The 17271-nt window shown below is 39.0% G+C and carries 15 protein-coding genes; 5 read left to right on the top strand and 10 right to left on the bottom strand.

The genetic code is table 11. The features are described from left to right. Positions 1–110 precede the first annotated feature (110 nt). The gene (locus BLV99_RS13325; RefSeq protein ID WP_092691580.1) at positions 111–1067 is read right to left on the bottom strand and encodes a GGDEF domain-containing protein; all 957 of its coding nucleotides are present in this window, start codon (positions 1065–1067) and stop codon (positions 111–113) included. Between the two features lie 335 nt (positions 1068–1402). Between BLV99_RS13325 and BLV99_RS13320 the strand changes: the two genes are divergently transcribed. Continuing rightward, on the top strand, positions 1403–2653 hold the full coding sequence (locus BLV99_RS13320) for an exonuclease SbcCD subunit D C-terminal domain-containing protein (protein ID WP_092691524.1): 1251 nt from the start codon (positions 1403–1405) through the stop codon (positions 2651–2653). 9 nt (positions 2654–2662) lie between these two features. Continuing rightward, a complete protein-coding gene (locus tag BLV99_RS13315; protein ID WP_092691521.1) occupies positions 2663–6259 on the top strand; it encodes an AAA family ATPase in 3597 nt (1198 codons plus the stop codon). Between the two features lie 48 nt (positions 6260–6307). Here BLV99_RS13315 and BLV99_RS13310 read toward each other — a convergent pair whose 3' ends face one another. Beyond that, on the bottom strand, positions 6308–7000 hold the full coding sequence (locus tag BLV99_RS13310; protein ID WP_092691518.1) for a YggS family pyridoxal phosphate-dependent enzyme: 693 nt from the start codon (positions 6998–7000) through the stop codon (positions 6308–6310). Between the two features lie 124 nt (positions 7001–7124). Here BLV99_RS13310 and BLV99_RS13305 point away from each other — a divergent pair, with 124 nt between their 5' ends. Next, complete coding sequence (locus BLV99_RS13305) at positions 7125–8162, top strand: type IV pilus twitching motility protein PilT (RefSeq protein ID WP_004648049.1); 1038 nt, start codon at positions 7125–7127, stop codon at positions 8160–8162. Between the two features lie 25 nt (positions 8163–8187). After that, complete coding sequence (locus BLV99_RS13300; RefSeq protein WP_086184855.1) at positions 8188–9309, top strand: PilT/PilU family type 4a pilus ATPase; 1122 nt, start codon at positions 8188–8190, stop codon at positions 9307–9309. A gap of 57 nt (positions 9310–9366) precedes the next feature. Here the strand turns inward: BLV99_RS13300 and fur are convergent, their stop codons facing one another. Beyond that, positions 9367–9804, bottom strand: coding sequence for a ferric iron uptake transcriptional regulator (gene fur, locus BLV99_RS13295; RefSeq protein ID WP_004648046.1), 438 nt, complete (start codon positions 9802–9804; stop codon positions 9367–9369). A gap of 112 nt (positions 9805–9916) precedes the next feature. Here fur and BLV99_RS13290 point away from each other — a divergent pair, with 112 nt between their 5' ends. Further along, positions 9917–10315 carry an outer membrane protein assembly factor BamE gene (locus BLV99_RS13290; RefSeq protein ID WP_004648045.1) on the top strand — a complete coding sequence of 133 codons (399 nt, stop codon included), beginning with the start codon at positions 9917–9919 and terminating at the stop codon, positions 10313–10315. Between the two features lie 45 nt (positions 10316–10360). Here the strand turns inward: BLV99_RS13290 and BLV99_RS13285 are convergent, their stop codons facing one another. From BLV99_RS13285 to dut, 7 genes are all read right to left on the bottom strand, one after another. Then, a complete protein-coding gene (locus BLV99_RS13285) occupies positions 10361–10684 on the bottom strand; it encodes an RnfH family protein (RefSeq protein WP_092691515.1) in 324 nt (107 codons plus the stop codon). Then, positions 10684–11766 (bottom strand): hypothetical protein, encoded by a 1083-nt coding sequence (locus BLV99_RS13280; RefSeq protein WP_092691512.1) that lies wholly within the window; start codon positions 11764–11766, stop codon positions 10684–10686. Before BLV99_RS13280 ends, BLV99_RS13285 begins: the two co-directional genes overlap by 1 nt. Positions 11767–11905: 139 nt before the next feature. Then, positions 11906–12361, bottom strand: coding sequence for a bacteriohemerythrin (locus BLV99_RS13275; protein WP_004648042.1), 456 nt, complete (start codon positions 12359–12361; stop codon positions 11906–11908). A 636-nt stretch (positions 12362–12997) separates the two neighbouring features. Beyond that, the gene (locus BLV99_RS13270) at positions 12998–13846 is read right to left on the bottom strand and encodes a class II glutamine amidotransferase (protein WP_086184858.1); all 849 of its coding nucleotides are present in this window, start codon (positions 13844–13846) and stop codon (positions 12998–13000) included. A 191-nt stretch (positions 13847–14037) separates the two neighbouring features. Next, the gene (gene argB / locus BLV99_RS13265) at positions 14038–14937 is read right to left on the bottom strand and encodes an acetylglutamate kinase (RefSeq protein WP_092691509.1); all 900 of its coding nucleotides are present in this window, start codon (positions 14935–14937) and stop codon (positions 14038–14040) included. A gap of 10 nt (positions 14938–14947) precedes the next feature. Next, complete coding sequence (locus BLV99_RS13260) at positions 14948–16372, bottom strand: phosphomannomutase/phosphoglucomutase (RefSeq protein WP_092691507.1); 1425 nt, start codon at positions 16370–16372, stop codon at positions 14948–14950. Between the two features lie 428 nt (positions 16373–16800). Further along, on the bottom strand, positions 16801–17253 hold the full coding sequence (gene dut, locus BLV99_RS13255) for a dUTP diphosphatase (protein ID WP_092691505.1): 453 nt from the start codon (positions 17251–17253) through the stop codon (positions 16801–16803). Between the last annotated feature and the right edge of the window lie 18 nt (positions 17254–17271).

The raw sequence follows: 17271 nt of genomic DNA, 5'->3' as shown, positions 1-17271 counted from the left end.
TCAAATACCTTTTCAAATAGGTACAGCAAGATTTTACTACCAAAAATACCCCTCATAAATACTAGCCTGCATATGAGGGGTGGAAAAAGTAATTACTCTTTTAAATCCTCTCAAGCATCAACATAGTCCGCTTGATAACAATTGCGCCCTTGTTGTTTAGCCTGATATAAATTCTGATCGACCTGCTCTAAGAAGCTCATTTGATCGCACTGTTCCGTTGGAACAATGGTTTTCACACCCATACTACAGGTGACAAATTCTGAAACTGTGGATGTACAATGCGGTAATTGAGCATTTTTTAAAGCCTGCATTAAGTTTTCAGCAACTTGAATAGCTGCTTCGACATTGGTTTCTGGTAACACAACCGCAAACTCTTCACCACCAAAACGTGAAACCAAATCACGTGGACGACTACAGCAATTCGACCATAATTGAGCAATTTCTCGCAAACACTGATCACCGTTAATATGACCATGTCCATCGTTATATTGTTTAAAATAATCAAGATCAATTAAGAGGACTGACAGCGGCTTTTGCAACCGTATGGCGCTTTGCCATTCACGTGCAAAGAATTCATCAAATAAACGGCGATTCGCAATGCCAGTCAGACCATCTTTATAAGAAAACTCTTCCAACTGGCGCTGTAATATTTCTAACCGTTCTTCTTGTTTTTTACGTTCAGAAATATCAAACATAAATCCCACTAAAGAATCCACTTCGCCATTTTCTGTACGGATCACATGAACCACATCTCGAATCCAAATATAGGATCCATCTGCTTTTAAAGCACGATAATCTGCTTCATGGTCAATACCAGCAAGTGATTGTGCAACACAAAAATTAAAGGTTTTTTCACGGTCCAACTCATGCATACGATCGACCCAATCTTGCACCGTTTTCCAAGATGCTTGTTGCCAACCCAACAATTTTTCAATTTGCGGACCAATATAACTGAACTGTTTACTTTCCCAGTCGATACTCCACGGAATAGCAAGAGTCGACTCAATTAACGTTTTATAAACGACTTCATTGTATAATTGATTATTTTTAAATGGACTATTTGACATAAACTGACTCACTTTGATTTCAATCAGCACAGTTGCATAAGTCACTTTTACAGTATACACAACACTGATTTTACATTTCGAATATACACCTCAGCCTAATCAGCATAAGGCATCCTTACCTCAATCCGTACTTATTACTCCCTAAAGCACAGTTAATTTTATAGCTCACACCCAAGTATATTTTTCAATCAAAAAAATTAAAAGTGAAGCTTGATTTATCATCTAAAATTTTAAATTCCAACTGATAATGTAGGTTATAAATCACAATTGAGCTAGCTTTACAGCCATTTATTTACCTATAGTATAGAGGCAATTTTTCATGGGTTTCAAAAAACATGGCTGTTCATTTTTTTCATACATCAGACTGGCATTTAGGTCAGTTTTTCTATAATCACTCACGTCAGTATGAACATGAACAGTTTTTAACTTGGTTACTTGAGCAAATTAAACAAAAACAACCCAATGCCTTACTCATTGCAGGTGATATTTTTGATGTCATCAATCCTGCATCTGCTGCCCAAAAACAACTGTACCAATTTTTAGCCGATGCTCACGCGCTTGCACCCCATATGCAAACCCTGATGATTGCCGGAAATCATGATTCTGGTTATCGCATTGAACAAGTTGAACCGTTACTGGAAAAATATAATGCCAAAACCGTAGGCGTTATTCGTTGGAATGAAGACAAAACCTTAGATATAGAGCGGTTACTGCAACCAATTTATGATGTAGATCAAAAGATTGTCGCTTGGTGCTTAAGCCTGCCTTTTTTACGTAGTGCAGAAATTACTGGTTTTAATGAACACACCAGCAATAGTCAAAATGCCATTAGCTACCTACATCAACAATTAATTAGCGAAGCGAAAAAACGTAAAACAGATGATCAAGCCCTCATTTTAATGTCACATGCCCATATGCAAGGCGGTGAAACATCTGACTCTGAGCGCCCGATTATTATTGGCAATGAAGAAGCACTTTCAACCGCACTGTTTGATGAGGTGATTGATTACGTGGCGCTAGGACATTTACATAAACCGCAAAAAGTTCAGCACTCGCATATCCGTTATAGTGGCTCGCCCATTCCGTTGTCTTTTAGTGAAATTAATTATAAACACCAAGTAGTTGAAGTCATCATTGACCCTGCAAAACCAGATGAATCAAAGCTTCAATTTGAAGCGCTACACATCCCTCGCAGTATTCAATTACACCGCATTCGTGGTGAACTCAATGAGGTTTTTGCCCAGCTCAAAGCCTTAGCAAGTGGCAAAATAGACAGTATTGATCAACGTGAATATATCGATATTGAATATCATACCGATACCCCGCCACGGCCTAATTTAAGACAACAATTTGAAGATGTGTTGCCTCAAGAGCGCTATCGTCTGGTTAAAATTTCACGCCAGTATAAAAATAATGACCAGCAAAATCATGCTGCAAAAATTCAGCTCGAGCCGCCAACGCCAGAACAATTATTTGAGCAAATCTGGCAAAACAAAGGCTATGCACAAGATGCTGCGGTAGCCAAAGATTTTCAGACTTTGGTTCAAGAAGCGCGTCATTCACTTGAAGATAAAAACAGCATTTAAGGATCTGTCATGAAAATTTTATCAATACGTATAAAAAATCTGGCATCACTTGCTGGTGAACATTTTATTGATTTTGAAAGTGAACCTTTAGCCAGTGCAGGCTTAATTGCCATTATTGGAAAAACAGGTGCAGGCAAATCGACCATTTTAGATGCCATGTGTCTTGCGCTATTTAATCAAGTGCCCCGGCTAAAAGGCAGTGACGGTAAATTGCTTGATGTCGATGGTTCTGAACTGGCTAGCAATTCTCCTTTAACCGTATTGCGTCGGGGTACAGGACATGGCTTTGCAGAACTTTGTTTTGTCGCGCAAGATCAAAAACATTATCTAGCACGTTGGGAAATTAAACGTGCGCGTGAAAATGCCGCGGGTAAATTACAAAATGTACAACGCTCTTTAACCTGTCTGACGGATGGCGTCGTGGTTGCAGACAAAACCAAAGCTGTCGAAACCCATATTCAACAGATTACCCAGCTCAGTTTTGAGCAATTTACCCGTGCAGTCCTGTTGGCTCAGTCTGAAGTGACTGCATTTTTAAAAGCACGTGACAATGAACGCGGTGCTTTACTTGAATATTTAACCAACTCCAACATCTTTGCCAAAATTGGTGAAATCGCCTTTCGGAAAACCGCTGACATTGAAAAAGAACGTAAAAAACTTGAAGACGTTCTCGGTCATATTGAAATTTTATCTGATGAAGCAATTGCGGAACTGAATCAGCAATTTATAAACATCAATACCGAATACAAGACATTAGAAACTGAAAAAAAGCTTTTAGAACAGCAACAACAATGGTTTGAACACAAGCAAAAATTAGACACGGATATACACATTCGTCAGCAACAACTGTTAGTGCAACAACAGCAGTTTGAACAACTTGCACCGCAGCGCATACAACTGAAACAGCTTGAAGCCTTTGCCTTTATTCGACCAAGTGTGATTCAACAACATAAAGTTCGCGCTGAATTACATGCGCTTCAACCACAACTTCAAAGCAGTGAACAACAATTCATTGTCATTGAACAAGCTTTTCAGGCTGAAGAAAAACAGTTTAAACAGATTGATGAGCAACTCAAAATACAACAAGCTTTTGAACAAATCCATCATCAAGCCATTGAACAAGTCAGAACATGTATTCAAGAACGTGAATTTATTGGTCAGCAATTTAAAAAGACACAAGCAAACTTGCAACAGCTCAATCAAGAGCAACACCCTTTATTACAACAACAAATTCAACTCCATACAGATATAAAAAAACTTAAAGACCAACAACAAGTACAAACCGAACAACTCCATCAATCTACACATTTCGTCAGTTTGGATACGGGTCTATCGGCACATTTGACCCAGCTACAACGCTTTATTCAGCAATACCAAAACGTTGAACAGCAGTTTGGAAATATTGCCGCTGCGACAACTGCTTTAAATGAAAAACAGCAACAACTAAAAGCACTACAACAGCAATTTGGTCATGAGGATCAAATCAGTATCAAACTTGCCGATCAGCGTCAAAAGCGTGAGCAAACATTACAGCAAGTACACCATATTGGTTTAATTCAAACTCAATTCAAACAATTTAGCCAAGTCTGTGCAGAGCGGGAAAAAGTTAAAAGCTCGAACAGTGAGTTGACCCAAAAACTTGAGCAAGCGACACAACAGCAACAACAGACTGAACAAAAATATTTAGCACAGAAACAAGAGCGTGAAAGCTTACAACGTGTATTACAGCAACAACAATTGTTACATACCGAGAATATCGAAAAGCTTCGTGAACAATTGCTCGAAGGTCAGGCTTGTTTGGTCTGTGGCAGTACACAACATCCATTTAAACAAGATCATTCTGCCCTCTCACAAGAACTTTTAAACTTACAAGAACAGCAAGAGCAACAGGCGATTCAGCTTGAAAATCAATCTTTTAATATTTGGCAAAAAGCACAACAGCTTTTCACCCAGCAACATACAGCTTTAACGCAAAATACAATGCGTTTAAATGAGTTACAACAGCAAAGCGCGCAACTCGAACAACAGTTAAAATCCGCTTTGGATACGATGAACATCCCACTCGATTTCAATCCAATGCATAAAAATACTGAGCAACAATTACTTCAGTTATCAGAAAAATGTCAGCAAGACATTCAACAGCTTGATCACACTTTAGAGCAACTCAATCAAGCACAAAAAAATCAACGTGAGCAATTACAAAGCATTCAACACATTCAGCAACATTTATCGACCATCCAACACGCTGAACAAAATATTCAACACCTGATTGATCTGCTCTCAGCCGAGCAAAAACACGCTTGGAAAACGCAGACCTCCATCACAGCTAAAAACATTGAACAGCAACTGATGCAACGCTTACAACTTCTGCAAACTGCGGATACTCTAAACAAACAACTGGATGAAAAAACTCAAGAGCTCAAGCAACTTGAACAAAACATTGCCTTTAAAAATGAGCAGATTCAAGCCACTGCAACAGAAAAATTAGACTTTGAACGCCAAGGACAAAATAATAAAGAATTGGCCATGACACTTATTTTTGAGATGTCACAGACTCAGGTTGAAAAACCACATGAATGGTTAATGCAATATGACGAACAGCGCAAAAATCTACACTTACAATTCAACCAAGCGCGTCAAAACATCGATCAATCGCGTCAACAGTTTGAAGAACAGAAACGCCAACGTGATCAGCTCAAAATGCAACTGACACAACTTGAAATCCAACAAACGGCTTCTGCACTGGAAATCCAACAATGGCTCAATCTGCATGCTGATTTTGATGCCATCTTGATTGAACAACTGCGTCAAATTCCCAATGAACAGCAACAACAGATCCGTTTAAATATTCAAACTGCCGAACGTAGTCTAAATGATGTTCAATCTGCGTTAAAAACCATTCAGGAACAACTGCAACAGCATGCCATGCAACAGCCCAATATTGAATTTGAACAACTACAAACTCAAATGACACGCTTGGTCGAAAATCTGCAAAGTACCTTAGACATGCGAGATGGTTGCAAACTCAAATTGGAAGTTCATCAACGTAATATCAATAAACAAAAACAATTCGCTAATCAAATTCAAGCGATTCAACAAGAAGAACATCGTTGGGGCAAAATTTCTGGCTTAATTGGTGATGCTAAAGGTAAAGACTTCCGAGATTATGCTCAGCAATATCATTTAGATATTCTGCTTGAACATGCCAACCAACAATTGGCTATGCTTTCTCAACGCTATACCTTAAAACGCTTGGAAAACTCATTGAGTTTAGCCATTGTCGATCATGACATGGATGGTGAAACCCGTTCCGTCTCTTCCCTTTCAGGCGGCGAATCATTTTTGACTGCGCTTGCCTTATCGCTCGCGATTGCCAATATGGCATCGGGTTCAATGAAAATTGAATCGCTGTTTATTGATGAAGGTTTTGGGACTTTAGATGCCTCATCGTTATACATGGTCATGAACGCGTTAGATCAACTGCAAAACCAAGGGCGTAAAGTTGTGCTCATCTCGCATATTCAAGACATGCATGAACGCATTCCTGTACAAATTCAGGTCAAACCATTGGGTGCAGGTGCAAGTACCATTCAAGTGGTCGGTTAAGCAAAAACAAACAAGGCTGTAACGTCTCAGCCTTGTTTTATCTGAATTTTATACTTTATTGGAATAATCTCGCGCACCGAAAAGTGCCGTGCCAACACGTACCATGGTTGAACCTGCGGCAATGGCCTCAACCATATCTCCAGACATGCCCATACTTAAGGTATCCCAGTCTTCAGGCTGTGCATGTTCCTGTTTAACCGCATCAAAAAGTTGCTTGGCATCTAGAAAAGCATGGGTGTTGTTAGGTGCAGGAATCACCATCAAACCACGCAGTTTTAAATGCGGCAATTGGCTAATATTTTTTACCAACTCCGCCACTTCATTGGGCTGACATCCATCTTTGCTTTCTTGGGCATCAATATTGACTTGTAAACAAATATTCAGTGGCGCTTGATTGGCTTCGCGCTGCTTGGATAAACGCTCAGCAATAATTAAACGATCCACGCCATGTACCCATGCAAAACTTGCAGCCAAATGTTTGGTTTTATTGCGCTGAACATGGCCGATAAAATGCCACTCAATGGCTAAATCATTGAGATTTTCAATCTTATCCAAAGCCTCTTGTAAATAATTTTCACCAAATGCGCGTTGCCCTGTTTGGTACATTTCACGTAAGCACTCACTCGGGTGAGTTTTTGATACAGCCAATAACTGTACGGTTTCTGGCGCGCGCTGGGCTTGTTTACAGGCATCGGCAATGTGCTGTAAAACTTGATTTCGTGATGCTTGAAGACTATTCATTGACGAGGTTCTCATTTCATTCAGCTTTTTTTCACTCTCCCTTAAAACTAACTGTTGGTTAAGCTCTGGGAAAGCCTTATTATTCTAACAAAATAAATAACATTTAAATGATCTCGGGGAAATTATGGACATTACTGAACTGCTGGCCTTTTCTGCTAAAAATGGGGCATCAGACTTACACTTATCAGCGGGTATGCCACCACTTATCCGTGTCGATGGTGAAGTTCGTCGTATCAATTTACCAGCTTTAGAACATAAAGAAGTACACAAATTGGTGTACGACATTATGAATGATAAACAGCGCCGCGATTTTGAAGAAAAACTTGAAACTGACTTTTCTTTTGAAGTACCGGGTGTGGCTCGTTTCCGTGTCAACGCATTCAATCAAAACCGCGGTGCAGGTGCGGTATTCCGTACCATTCCATCAAAAGTTTTAACCATTGAAGACCTTGGCATGGGGCAAATCTTCAAAGATATTTGTAATTTTCCACGCGGTATCGTTTTGGTTACAGGGCCAACGGGTTCGGGTAAATCAACCACCCTTGCCGCAATGGTCGATTATATTAACGACCAGCGTTATGACCATATTTTAACCGTCGAAGACCCAATCGAATTTGTCCACGAATCGAAAAAATGTCTGGTCAACCAACGTGAAGTCCATCGTGACACACATGGCTTTAACGAAGCACTACGCTCGGCCCTTCGTGAAGACCCTGACATTATTCTGGTCGGTGAGATGCGTGACCTTGAAACCATTCGTTTGGCGCTGACTGCCGCGGAAACAGGTCACTTGGTCTTTGGTACACTACATACCACTTCTGCGGCAAAAACCATTGACCGTGTAATTGACGTATTCCCTGCTGAAGAAAAAGACATGGTTCGTGCCATGCTTTCTGAATCATTACAGGCTGTTATTTCTCAAACACTACTTAAGAAAAATGGCGGTGGTCGTGTCGCAGCGCATGAAATCATGATTGGTATTCCAGCCATTCGAAACCTCATTCGTGAAAACAAAGTCGCTCAAATGTATTCTGCCATTCAAACGGGTGCCAACTACGGCATGACCACGCTGGATCAAAGCCTAAAAACTTTAGTTTCTAAAGGCATTATCAGCCCGCAAACTGCGCGTACTATGGCGAAACAACCAGAAGCATTCTTATAAGTTTAAATGGATTTAGGATCTTATTATGGATTTTAACGACTTACTGAATTTGATGATCCAACAAAAAGCATCAGACTTGTTTATTACGGCTGATGTTGAACCATCAATGAAAATTAATGGTCAAATTTTACCCATTGCCAAAACCAAGCTAACGGGTGAAATTACTGGGCAACTTTTAAACTCCATCATGAGCGAGAAACAGCGCAAGGAATTTGCTGAAACGCGTGAATGTAACTTTGCCATCAGTAATCGTGACAAAACTGCACGTTTTCGTGTCAGTGCATTTCAACAACGTGATCAACCCGGTATGGTGTTACGTCGTATCGAAACTGTCATTCCAACCATGGATGAGCTGAAGTTACCGCCTATTTTAAAAGAATTAGCGATGACCAAACGTGGCATCATTATTTTCGTGGGTGCAACGGGTACAGGTAAATCAACCTCTTTAGCCTCGATTATTGGTTATCGTAACCATAATTCTAAAGGTCATATCATTACCATTGAAGACCCAATTGAATTTATTCACCAGCATGCAGGTTGTATCATCACCCAGCGTGAAGTTGGTATTGATACCGACTCATTTGAAATCGCATTAAAGAATACCTTGCGTCAAGCGCCCGATGTGATTTTGATTGGTGAGATTCGCTCACGTGAAACCATGGATTATGCGATTGCCTTTGCTGAAACAGGTCACTTGGTGTTTGCAACACTACACGCCAACAATGCCAACCAAGCAATTGACCGTATTATTCACTTCTTTGATGCAGACCGTCATAACCAGTTGTTTATGGATTTATCGCTTAATTTAAGAGCAATGGTGGCTCAACAACTGATTCCAAGTGTTGATGGTAAATCACGTCGTGCTGCGATTGAAATTTTAATCAATTCACCATTAATTTCAGATTTGATCCGTAAAGGTGAAGTACATGAAATTAAAGAATTGATGAAGCGTTCGCGTGAGCTTGGCATGCAAACCTTTGACCAAGCTTTGTTTGACCTCTATAAAGCCAAACAAATCACCTATAAAGATGCATTGAAACATGCCGATTCACCCAATGACCTTCGTCTACAAATTAAATTGTCTGAAGAAGGCGCTGAACGCTTAATGCATGCAAATTCGAATATCACTTTCGATGGTCAAGCTTAAAAGCAAAAAAACAGGCTTCATTTGAAGCCTGTTTTTTTATACTAAGATTACACCGTATTATTTTTTACGGTATGCATCTTGGCATTCTTGTGAATCACAGTAACCATAAAGGTTTAACGAGTGACCCGTTAAAGTAAAACCATATTTTTCAGCTACTTCATGCTGTTGATGTTCAATCACATCATTGGTGAATTCAACCACTTTGTTACAGTTTTGACAAACAATATGATCATGATGATCTTCTTGCATAATTTCAAAAACTGAATGATTATTTTCAAAATGATGACGTTGGATAATACCAGCAGCTTCAAATTGTGTTAACACACGATACACAGTTGCTAAACCGACATCTTCACCCTGTTCGAGTAAAGTTTTATAAATGTCTTCTGCGCTTAAATGGTGTTGTCTTGAATTTTCTAATAATTCCAATATTTTAATTCGTGGAAGCGTAACTTTAAGTCCAGCTTTGCGTAAATCTTGATTTGAAATAGGCATGTAAAAAGGTCTCTCAACAAATTTAAAGTTGGAATATGCAACAAAGTTTAGATGCAGTATGATCTATCCGTGGATCAAATGCATCATAATTAATTTGGGATAGTGTAGCAAAATGCAAAAAATCATGTTGACGTTGTTCGTCACTTCACTGCTCGCAGGCTGTTCGACCTTGGGCGTTTATAAAGTTGATATTCCTCAAGGAACACCCTTAACTCAAGCACAAGCTTCAAAAATCCAAGTCGGTATGAGCCACCAACAAGTTCGCTTTTTGCTCGGTAGCCCTACAGTATCAGATCCAATGAATCCTTTACGTTGGGACTACATCTACAACTATATACCAGGAACGTATGCTAAAAAAGCCAAAATCCCTGCAGCACACGGTCAACACTTAAGAATTTACTTCGATCAAACCGGCACGGTACAAAAGATTGAAGGCTTGGAAACGATCCCAGAATCTCAACCCGGCTTACCAGGATCAAAAGAAGCGATTCTAAATGCGCCTCCACTATAGACGCTTTAAAATAAAAATAAACCCCTCTATGAGGGGTTTTTCTTATCACTTCAATTGTTTAAAGCGATTTCCGCGGCAATAACGTCCGACTGGATTTTCAGCAGCACGTTTTCGACGAATATCCTGTGGATTAATGGTCAGTGCTCGATAAATCTCGACACGATCGCCGAACTGTAATCTTTGATCTGGATCTTGCAGTCGCACCCCAAAGACTCCCAAAGCAAGCGGTTCAGGTAAATCCGTCTGCGCCCGAATACCACTTTGCTCAATGGCATCGAAGGCAGTCATGCCCTGTTGAAAAGGAACAGCGATAAGAAACTGCTGATCTTGAGCGGCATATGCCACCCAAACCTGTGGTATCTCATTCATTAGAGCAATTGCCCAATAATCGAGATGATCGCCAAGATAATTGATACAGGCAGCACCACACGCACCGCAATACGCCACAAATTATAAAATAACTCATTACTGAAATTCATCGACTTACGTAGATGACTAATTTTCATGATCCATCCTGCAAAAACAGCATAGATTAAACAAATGACCAAGCCCCAAAGCATCAATAGTGTATTAAAAATGGGACTGATTGCAGGAATGGCCCAAATAAATACCGCAGCTAATATCACCAGCCATTGAATCGCGATATTTAATTGACGCTGTAAGAGTTGCTCACGTGCCATATTCAGTAACAGTGCCGATACACTCACGACAGCAAGCACAAAAGTAAAACTTGGAATTTCAGCATTTGCTGCAAAGAAAGCAAATGCAATCACTGCAAATAATTGTGCAATCCAAATAGGTAATGCAGTTTGAGTTGCAACCTCTTGTTGTTTAAGCACAGGCAAACTACTTTGCCAGTACAAGCCCATTCCGAGTCCACTGGCAACCAATGCTAAGACTGTAGCACTGCCCCATTCGCTAAATACAACAGCTGTCACATGCCAAGCAGGTAATGCCGTTCCCAAAATATTGGCGAGTATCAAAGAAGCCAACACCGCAACAACACTTAACCCAACAATAATTTGTCTAGGTGCAAAGGAAAGTGCAAGAGCAACAATGGCCAAGCATACGAATAATAAATTGGGCGCAATCCCATTGAAGGCAAAATGCCCCAATAATTGACTTGCATTAGACAGCATCCCCCCTGCTAAAAAAGGGATAAAAACAACAGCCAACCAACCAACTAAACGCCATTTTTGAGAAGCATCCGCATCACGCGTTAAACTTGACAATGCATTTAGAGCCGTGGTTTTTGAACGCTTGGCTAAGGCAATTTCTAAATAACAGATAGGTAACGCTAAAATAAGCATCGTCCCTAACCATAACAACCAAAAATCCAGTTGACGATCAACCTGAATTCCAACAATCGGTGCTAACGTGGCAATGATGATAAAAGATAAACAAAATGCCATCAGCGGCGATAGCCATCGTGACATAGCATTGTCCTGCATGATGCGATCCTAAAAAAAGTCTTCCGCTATTTTGCCTTTGTCATGGGGGAAAATCAAAAAGAAAAAGAAAACCATTATTGCTAATGATTTTCAGCGCAAAATTATGCTTACTTTTAATTATTTTTAGCTCTTTCTCTTTTTATGAAAAGAAACGAGAAAACCAATTTTTACCTTTTTTCTGTTCTTTTTCTTTAATAATCCCCATCATATTTTCTTTTACCGCCCCGACATAATCGGCATCATCGTGCTGAATATGGTTAATTAACCATTTTGATAGCACTTCATGTAATTCACCTTCAATCGCCTGTCCCATTTCAAAACGGTCACGATAAGATTCAATTTTTTTAATAAATAAATCATGTACACGTTTATGTGGTACGCGATATTTATAACCCGCTTCTTCTTGCAAAGACTCTTCGAAGGTAAAATGTGATTGAGTATAGTCAATGATATTATCAAGAATTTGTTTAATACGCTCACGATTAGTATGATGAGAAAAATCATCAATCTCATTGATATAATCAAGAATTCGTTTGTGTTGATCGTCAATCACATCGATACCAGTATTATATTCTGGAACCCATTTCATTTTCATTACGACCCCTATAAAATATATACGACTAATCACATAAATATATAATATATTGATTTTAAACAAATAAAAATGAACCAAAATGGTTGGTTTTAAGCTTCAAGCTCTAAAAACCAGATAACCACATGATATGTATTATTTTTATAATTAATACCAATTAAAAAGATCAAGTATTTTTTAACCAATATCGCCCCGAATAATCCAGTAAAACTGCGGTTATTATTGAATAAATCACAGTAATGATTAAACAGAATGGGTAAAAAAACAATCCATTTCCATGTAATTTAAAATAAAAAATTATAACTCTTTTATATTTTTATAAAAATAATTTTAAAATATTTTACCCATTAAAAAAGCGATAAAAATATTAAACCAGTATTGCTAAAATCCACAGCGATTAATTTTATGCTCTAATAGGCTTCTTTCATAATGCATTTTTTAAACAATAATAAATTCACAATGAATATTCCCTCTCCTTTTTAAGGAGACTTGCGCGGAATACCGCTCAGGGTGAGGATTTTATTAAAAAAATCCCCTCACCCTAACCTTCTCCCTGAACCATATATGGCGCAAGAGAAGGAACTTTCAATATTAATTTCACTGCTAATTGATGATTATTTGTTGATTTATGAAAGAGGTCTAATATTGATCTGCTTTGGTTATACGTTTTAATGCTGGATTTAATTTTTCACGTTCTAAGCGTTCAACATGGGTTTGCTGTTTCAAAATTGGCTGTCCATACTGAAATAAAATCATCTCACCAGGTGCAAAGGCTGTCCAAAGTTCATTTTGGGTTAAAGGCTCAGTGGTAATCACAGCGACCCTATCCTCAGGCGTAGTGACTTGACTAAAATCGACTTCGACATCAAGATCAATCAATTGCGCAGGTTTAAATGGATACTCTCGTACCAACCAATGCAATTTTGTAATCGCATAAGTAAATAAGGCCTGACCATTGGACAAACAAAAATTAAAAGTCCCGTGTTCTGCTATTTTTGGAGAGACTTCTGCCAACAAAGCAAAAATTTGATCAAGCTTCGGTTCATGATAACCAAACTTATTGACCAATTGATCGAGTAAAAAACAGAAAGCACGTTCACTGTCGGTATTTCCAACGGGCGTGAAACGTCCTGATAAAGAGGGATTGAAGCCATGCAAATCGCCATTGTGGGCAAAAATCCATTGCCTTCCCCAAAGTTCACGGCTAAATGGATGCGAATTTTCTAGGCTAATTTTGCCTTGCGTTGCTTTGCGGATATGTGCAATCACATTACGCGACTTAATCGGATAATTACGAACCAATTCAGCAATCGGAGATTCAACTGCCGATTGATTATCAACAAAAAGTCGACAGGCTTTATCTTCAAAAAAGGCTATACCAAAACCATCACAATGGTCTGAGGTAATACCTGCACGTTGAGAAAAACCACGAAATGAGAAAGTTACATCTGTTGGCGTAGCACAATTCATTCCGAGCAACTGGCACATAGTCTTCATCAAACGGTAAATATATGATTTTTCTATTTTGCATGACTCGAGATAGGGTTGCAAATCTCAATTTGGAATACCCATAACTATTTTATGTATTAATTCAATAATCAGCGTCAAATATGCAGTTTTATTTCAGGACAGAATACTATAGACAAATAAAAAGCCTCATAAAGAGGCTTTTTAATCATTTATTGCTTGGCACGATTGGTAATTAACGTCCCTACACCATGATCAGTGAAAATCTCAAGCAATGTTGCATGAGGAACACGACCATCCACAATGTGCGCGCTCACCACACCACCTTTCACCGCATCAAGCGCACATCCAACTTTAGGAATCATGCCACCGTAAATCACACCTGTTTCAATCAAGCGATCAACTTCTTGCGTGGTTAAGCCTGTGAGCAAATTTTTATTCTCATCCAGCACACCCGTAATATTGGTCAATAGAATCAGTTTTTCCGCACCGAGTGCTTCTGCAACCTTACCTGCAACCAAATCTGCATTGATGTTGTAGGTATTCCCCTCGTCATCCACTCCCAATGGTGCAATCACAGGGATAAAATCGCTATTGGTAAACATTTCTAAAACATCAGTTTTAACACCCACCACTTCACCGACTAAACCAAGATCAATTTGTTGTATGGTGCCATCTTCAGCAACTTTTTCCATCAACAGTTTTTGTGCACGAAGCAAGTTACCATCTTTACCGGTTAAACCAATCGCACGACCGCCATGTTGATTAATCAGGTTCACGATCGATTTATTGACGCTACCGCCCAAAACCATTTCAACCACTTCCATGGTCGCAGGATCAGTTACGCGCATCCCATCGATACGATCAGATTCACGACCCAATTGTTTTAAAAAGGAATCGACTTGTGGGCCACCACCATGCACCACAATGGGATTTAAACCCACAGTCTTCAACAAGACAATGTCACGGGCAAAAGAGCTTTCAAGCTCTGGATCGGTCATTGCGTTGCCACCATATTTCACTACTAGCGTCTTACCTGCAAAACGTTGAATGTACGGCAAAGCTTCAGTCAAAATTTGTGCTTTGCCGATGCCAGTGTGTTGATGTGGCATTCGCCTCTCCTTATTGAGCATCTAAAATGTCTTGTGCGATTTTTGGATATCGGTCACTTAACATGGAAACAAATGTATCTCGAATCGCGTTTAATCTTACAGGATTGTCTGCATCAAAGCGTACTGTAAAATATTCACCAGTATTCGATGCTCGAATAATGCCAAAACCATCTTCAAAATCAAGTCGTATACCATCAATTTTACTTAATTGTGCGCCAAAATCATGACTTTTAAGCTCAACATCATGCAATACAGCAGCAGGTACTTCACTATGGGTACTAATATAAGTATCTTCGGTACAATAGCGTTCAGGATAAATTTTTAATGCCTTTGATAAGGTTAAATCAGGCTGTTGACTCAAATATTCAAGCACACGTAAACCTGCATATAAGCCATCATCATAGCCAAAACCACGTCCGTCATTAAACACATAATGACCCGAGTATTCTCCTCCAAAAATGGCACGACCTTTGGACTGCGCGATGTAAGTTCGTAAAAAAGAACTCCCCGTACGAATCATTTTTGCCTGTCCGCCCAAGCGACAAACCGTGTTTTTCACCATAGTCGAACATTTCACATCAAAGACAACCTCGTGCCCTGGATGGGTTTTTAAACATATTTCAGCAAATAAAGACAGTAAGCGATCTGCTGAAATAATGGTTCCACATTCATCAATCAAAACCAAACGGTCGCCATCACCATCGAGTGCAATCCCAATATCTGCCTGTTGCTCAAGCACCGTTTTTCTTAATTCAACCAAATGCTTTTCTTGGGATGGATCTGGTGCATGATCTGGAAAATGACCATCCGCGTTACAACGGATTTCGATGACTTCACAGCCTATTTTCTTTAACACCAAAGCCGCACAGCGCCCAGCCGAACCATTTAATCCATCCAACACCACTTTAAACGGACGTTTTAACTGAATATCTTGCAATAGCGCATGCTGATACTCGAGACAATATTGAACAACAATTTCATGTTGCACAGGCTTAATGGTTACTTTTTGCGCTGGATCAAAAACATGAGTCGCACTGATCGCAACATGTTGGATCATGTCTGGACTTGGTGGTTCATGCTGAATAATCCATTTAATCCCATTGTCCCCTTTTGGGTTATGACTTGCAGTCAGCATAATTCCATTACCATCAAATTGACGGGCAATAAAATATAATAATGGTGTCGAACAACAGCCTAAAATGGTTGCCTGAATTTGATTTTCTTCACACACCTGTCTGATTATTTCTGCATACTCAGGACTGGTTAAACGTGCATCATAACCAATTGCAAGTTGAGTTTGTCCTGCTTGCTGATATTGAGCAACCAACCCATAAGCAATCGCTTTCACAAGTTCTGGGGTCAAAAGAGAGATATTTCCACGAATATCATAGGCACGAAAAATTTGTGATGGAAATTTTTTATTTTTAAAATTCATAATTATTTCTTCTACTTACCGTAGCCCATAAAATAAATAAAATATGGAATGCTTTATTTAGGTCAAAGTTCACAAGCAGTAAATCATTTAAAATGAGAAGAGCAACATTTTAAAAGCATTCCATGCTTTTTATCAATGGTAAAAATATTTATAAAACTTTAAAAAATTATATTTACTTGAAAAATAAATCATTTGTTTTTATTTTCAAATCAAAAAATAAATATCCTTTTAAATCAAAATAATGATTTACAATCAGATAAAAAACTACACAATTAATACCATGAATGACAATATTTTAAATCCCTGTTTACAGTGATTTTTATTATTAAATTTATTTTAAATCAAAGTACATCAAGCCTCGAACCTGATAAAAAAATAATCGGGTTATTTATTTATCAGGTCATTCATTTTTAAAGTAAATCTAATTTTTAGCCTTGACCCGTGTGACCAAAACCACCTGCACCACGTTCCGTTGCAGCAAACTCTTGTACTTGTTCAAATTCAGCATGGACCACAGGAACAAGAACATATTGAGCCAAACGCTCACCTGGTTCTAAAGTAAATGCTGTTTGACTGCGATTCCAAACCGATACCATCAACTCACCTTGGTAATCTGAGTCAATTAAGCCCACCAAATTACCTAAAACAATCCCATGTTTATGACCTAAACCTGAGCGCGGTAAAATCAAGCCTGCAAAGCCAGTATCTTCAATATAAATCGCTAAACCTGTTTTAACCAATACTGTTTGACCAGGTTCAATGACAGTCGCTTCATCTACACAAGCACGCAAGTCTAAACCTGCCGAACCCGAAGTTGCATAGGTTGGCATAGGCCATTCATTACCTAAACGTGTATCGAGTACTTTCACTTGAACTTTCATCTGTTCTTTCCTAATTGC

Source organism: Acinetobacter kyonggiensis (assembly GCF_900107285.1).
Classification (GTDB): domain Bacteria; phylum Pseudomonadota; class Gammaproteobacteria; order Pseudomonadales; family Moraxellaceae; genus Acinetobacter; species Acinetobacter kyonggiensis.
The sequence above is the reverse complement of the archived record's forward strand: the minus strand, read 5'-3'. Positions and strand labels throughout refer to the sequence as shown.

Excerpts from the sequence above, each read along its gene's own strand:
- BLV99_RS13325 (WP_092691580.1), bottom strand. The coding sequence starts at position 1,067 with ATGTCAAATAGTCCATTTAAAAATAATCAATTATACAATGAAGTCGTT.
- BLV99_RS13320 (WP_092691524.1), top strand. The coding sequence starts at position 1,403 with ATGGCTGTTCATTTTTTTCATACATCAGACTGGCATTTAGGTCAGTTT.
- BLV99_RS13315 (WP_092691521.1), top strand. The coding sequence starts at position 2,663 with ATGAAAATTTTATCAATACGTATAAAAAATCTGGCATCACTTGCTGGT.
- BLV99_RS13310 (WP_092691518.1), bottom strand. The coding sequence starts at position 7,000 with ATGAATAGTCTTCAAGCATCACGAAATCAAGTTTTACAGCACATTGCC.
- BLV99_RS13305 (WP_004648049.1), top strand. The coding sequence starts at position 7,125 with ATGGACATTACTGAACTGCTGGCCTTTTCTGCTAAAAATGGGGCATCA.
- BLV99_RS13300 (WP_086184855.1), top strand. The coding sequence starts at position 8,188 with ATGGATTTTAACGACTTACTGAATTTGATGATCCAACAAAAAGCATCA.
- fur (WP_004648046.1), bottom strand. The coding sequence starts at position 9,804 with ATGCCTATTTCAAATCAAGATTTACGCAAAGCTGGACTTAAAGTTACG.
- BLV99_RS13290 (WP_004648045.1), top strand. The coding sequence starts at position 9,917 with ATGCAAAAAATCATGTTGACGTTGTTCGTCACTTCACTGCTCGCAGGC.
- BLV99_RS13285 (WP_092691515.1), bottom strand. The coding sequence starts at position 10,684 with ATGAATGAGATACCACAGGTTTGGGTGGCATATGCCGCTCAAGATCAG.
- BLV99_RS13280 (WP_092691512.1), bottom strand. The coding sequence starts at position 11,766 with ATGCAGGACAATGCTATGTCACGATGGCTATCGCCGCTGATGGCATTT.
- BLV99_RS13275 (WP_004648042.1), bottom strand. The coding sequence starts at position 12,361 with ATGAAAATGAAATGGGTTCCAGAATATAATACTGGTATCGATGTGATT.
- BLV99_RS13270 (WP_086184858.1), bottom strand. The coding sequence starts at position 13,846 with ATGTGCCAGTTGCTCGGAATGAATTGTGCTACGCCAACAGATGTAACT.
- argB (WP_092691509.1), bottom strand. The coding sequence starts at position 14,937 with ATGCCACATCAACACACTGGCATCGGCAAAGCACAAATTTTGACTGAA.
- BLV99_RS13260 (WP_092691507.1), bottom strand. The coding sequence starts at position 16,372 with ATGAATTTTAAAAATAAAAAATTTCCATCACAAATTTTTCGTGCCTAT.
- dut (WP_092691505.1), bottom strand. The coding sequence starts at position 17,253 with ATGAAAGTTCAAGTGAAAGTACTCGATACACGTTTAGGTAATGAATGG.